This is a genomic window from Micromonospora andamanensis, assembly GCF_016863495.1.
GTDB lineage: Bacteria > Actinomycetota > Actinomycetes > Mycobacteriales > Micromonosporaceae > Micromonospora > Micromonospora andamanensis.
In genome coordinates this window covers 1-3328 of the sequence record NZ_BOOZ01000098.1, presented here as the reverse complement: position 1 = coordinate 3328, position 3328 = coordinate 1, and the positions used below count along the sequence as shown (strand labels likewise).

The following is a 3328-nucleotide window of genomic DNA, read 5'->3' as shown; positions in this document are numbered from 1 at the left end:
AACGAGGGCTATGACTGCGTCGATCGGTAGGCTCGCGGCCATACCTCGCGCGGCCGCCAAGGCGCATCCTGCTGCCGGCTCGGCCCAGACTTTGGCTTCCTCGGTGAGACAACGCTTGCCGACCGTGCGGCTTCGTCCGGAACGGTAAGGACGCCTGCGACGCGATGACGGACCTGGTCGAGGACCGGTTCGGTGACAGCAGGTACACCGAGCGTCGAGGTATCGGTTGTCACCGGCACGACTACTGAGCTTGGCGAACCTCCAGGCCACACCGCGGACCTTGAACGAACCTCCGCGTTGGAGATTCTCCAACTTGAGAACAACCTGCGGCCCACGAGCCTGGTCAAGGCATCGCTTCGAATCGTCGGCGTCCGGATGGTCGAATCAGTTAGTGAAGGTGCGGCGGCCTGAATGTCCTCAAAGGCGCTCACTACCCACAGGCCCCGTCGAACGAGCTTCATCCGGTGTGTGTCCTGTTGCAGCCCCAGTACCTGCACTGTTGGGCGGGAGGACCTCCCGGGTGGGCTGTCGGCGTTGCTCGGCGCCTACCCGGGAGGTCGACCCTGGGGCTCGAGGTGCGCTCCTGTCCTTGCGTAGGAATGCGTGGCGCGCACCGCTGTTGCCTAGTGCTGGCTCAGGACGTCGGTGATCCGCATGAACCCGTCCGTGCCGTGGCCCAGCCCGATGGCGCGGCGGGCCCAGCCTTCGGCCGCACGCATCACGCCCGCGTCGATGCCGTGAGTTTCGGACGTGTGGACGATGTGGGCGATTGATGATACGGCGGAGGTGATCGGATTGTCCTCACCGGAGAACGTAGCCAGGTCGACCTCCGCCGCGGCCTCCTCGAAGATGGGTGGGAGGATCTCGCCGATGCCTCTGGCGAAGGGGGCGAGTTCCCGTGCGGTGACACCCTCCGCCTTGGCAACCGCGAGTGCGTGCGCATAGCCCGCCATCGCGGTCCAGAAGATGTCGAGCAGGGCGATGTCGTACGCCGCCGCGCGGCCGACTTCCTCGCCGAGGTGGGTGTGGGTGCCGCCCAGGACGGTCAGGATCGGCTCATGCTCTCGATACAGCTGCTCAGGACCGCTGTAGATCACGACCGCCTCGGCGGTCCCGATGGTGGCCATCGGGGTCATGATCGCGCCGTCCAGGTAACGGATACCGTGCGCGGCCGCCCACAGTTCCGTGTCTCGGGCCCGATCCGGCGTGTCCGCGGTCAGGCTCACAACGGTGCGTCCCTTGAGCGCATCAGTAACCACATCGCGTCGCAGGATGGCGTCCGACGCGTCATAGTTCACCACGCAGACCACTGTCAGTCTGCTCGCGGCGACCGCCTCCTCGGCCGATTGGGCGCTGTTCGCTCCCCGCTCGACCAGTCCCCGATCCCTACCCGGCGTTCGATTCCATACGGTCGTCGGCAGACCGGCGTTCAGGAACGCGCCAGCCAGGGCACGGCCCATCGGTCCCAGACCAAGCACGGTTACCGAATTGTCGGCGTATGAGGTCATTACTCAAGCTCCTATCAATCAACGTAACGAACAGATAAGCGGTGTCACACCTGGGCGTACTCGTCGTCTCGTGAATGTTTCGTCGGGTTATCCGGAGTCGCAGGGACGGGCGCGCCGGTGGTCTGCTCCTCAGCCCCGCTTTCCGAGGTCGGCGGGACGTGGCGCAAGTTGGCGACCGCAATCACTGCCAACAGGGCCACGGTGGCGACGCTGATCCAGCTGACGAGACTCATGCCGCCTACGAAGGCGTTGCGGGCCGCCTCGAGGAGCGATGCGGCGGGTCCCTCCGCCAAAGTGGCTGCCTCACCGTGCGCCGCCACGAAGCTGTCCCGGGCGGCGTCGTACGCCGCCGGCGGCACGTCGGCGGGCGCGATCCCGGCCATTTCGTTGCGGTAGGCCGAGGCCCCGACCACGCCGAGCACGGCGACGCCGAGCGCGAGGCCGAACTCCATCGCACTTTCCGAGATGGCTGACGCCGAGCCGGCTTTCTCGGGCGGGGCGGCACCGACAACGAGATCGGTGCCGAGCACCATCGTGGGGCTGGTACCCACGTAGACGAGAATAAAACCGGCGACGAGCAGCGGGAGACCGGCGGCGCTGTTGACCTGGCTGATCATCAGGTATCCCAGACCGGACAGGGCCAATGCTCCGGCCACCACGTACCCAGACGAGATGCGCCGAGCGATGAGCGGGGTGGCCCAGGACGCCACGATCAGGGCGAGCGCAGCCGGCAGCAGCCACAGGCCGGACATCATCGGCGACAGCCCTTCAACCAGCTGGAGATACTGGGTGACGTACAGGTAGACCCCACCCATGACGCCCAGGCCGAGCAGCAGGATGGCCAACGCCGCGTTGAAGGACCGCTCCCGGAACAGCCGCAGGTCGAGCAGGGGGTCAGCCAACCGGTTCTGCCGCCGCCCGAAAACGATCCCGACGACGACCCCGACCGTGAGCGCAACAACCGGGAGCAACTCGAAGCCGCTCTTGGCGAACTCCTTGACGGCATACACAACCGGCAGCACAGCGCCAAGCGACAACAGCACGCTTACGACATCCAACCGACCGGCTTGGGGATTCCGGTACTCCGGTAGCAGCACCGGCGCGGCCACCAGCAGCACCACCATGACCGGAACGCCGAGCAGGAACACCGACCCCCACCAGAACGCCTCCAGCAGCAGGCCCCCGGCGATCGGGCCGACCGCGATACCTACGGAGAAGCAGGCGACCCAGAGCCCGATGGCCATGGCCCGCTGCTGCGAATCGCGGAACATATTGCTGATCAACGCCAGCGTGGACGGCATCAGCGTGGCCCCAGCGATACCCAGCAACGCCCGGGCTGCGATCAACGCCTCCGGAGTAGGGGCATACGCCGCCATCACAGATGCGGCGCCAAACGCGATGGCACCGATCATCAGCAGCTTGCGCCGACCAATGCGATCCCCGAGCGATCCCATGGTCAGCAGGAAACCCGCGATCATGAAACCGTAGACGTCAACGATCCACAACAGCTGATTGCTGTCGGGGCGGAGGTCAGCCCCCAGATGCGGCGTCGCTAAATACAACACCGTGGCATCCAGAGACAACAGAATCGTCGGCAACGCTAGGACCGCCAGACCAATCCATTCTCGCAGACCCGCACGCCGACCCAAGTCGGCTGCAGCGCTCGTATTCATGGCTCCTCGTTCCTTCAGGGAAAGTGGGAATGCGCCCGAAAGCCGTGGCGCTTGCCGCCATCCTGATCGCCCCCGCTGTCCACCCGTTGCCCGTCCGCTGACCATCCACTGACCGCCGCGCCGTCAGCACGTCGATCAGGTCCCTAA

2 protein-coding genes are annotated in these 3328 nt (G+C 65.9%); both read right to left on the bottom strand.

The window, feature by feature from the left end; all coding sequences use genetic code 11:
• Positions 1 to 623: 623 nt before the first annotated feature.
• Positions 624 to 1508 (bottom strand): NAD(P)-dependent oxidoreductase, encoded by an 885-nt coding sequence (locus Van01_RS32585; protein ID WP_204015787.1) that lies wholly within the window; start codon positions 1506 to 1508, stop codon positions 624 to 626.
• A 44-nt stretch (positions 1509 to 1552) separates the two neighbouring features.
• On the bottom strand, positions 1553 to 3181 hold the full coding sequence (locus Van01_RS32580; protein ID WP_204015785.1) for an MFS transporter: 1629 nt from the start codon (positions 3179 to 3181) through the stop codon (positions 1553 to 1555).
• Between the last annotated feature and the right edge of the window lie 147 nt (positions 3182 to 3328).

Coding starts and splice junctions, on each gene's coding strand:
- Van01_RS32585 (WP_204015787.1), bottom strand. CDS start 1,508: ATGACCTCATACGCCGACAATTCGGTAACCGTGCTTGGTCTGGGACCG.
- Van01_RS32580 (WP_204015785.1), bottom strand. CDS start 3,181: ATGAATACGAGCGCTGCAGCCGACTTGGGTCGGCGTGCGGGTCTGCGA.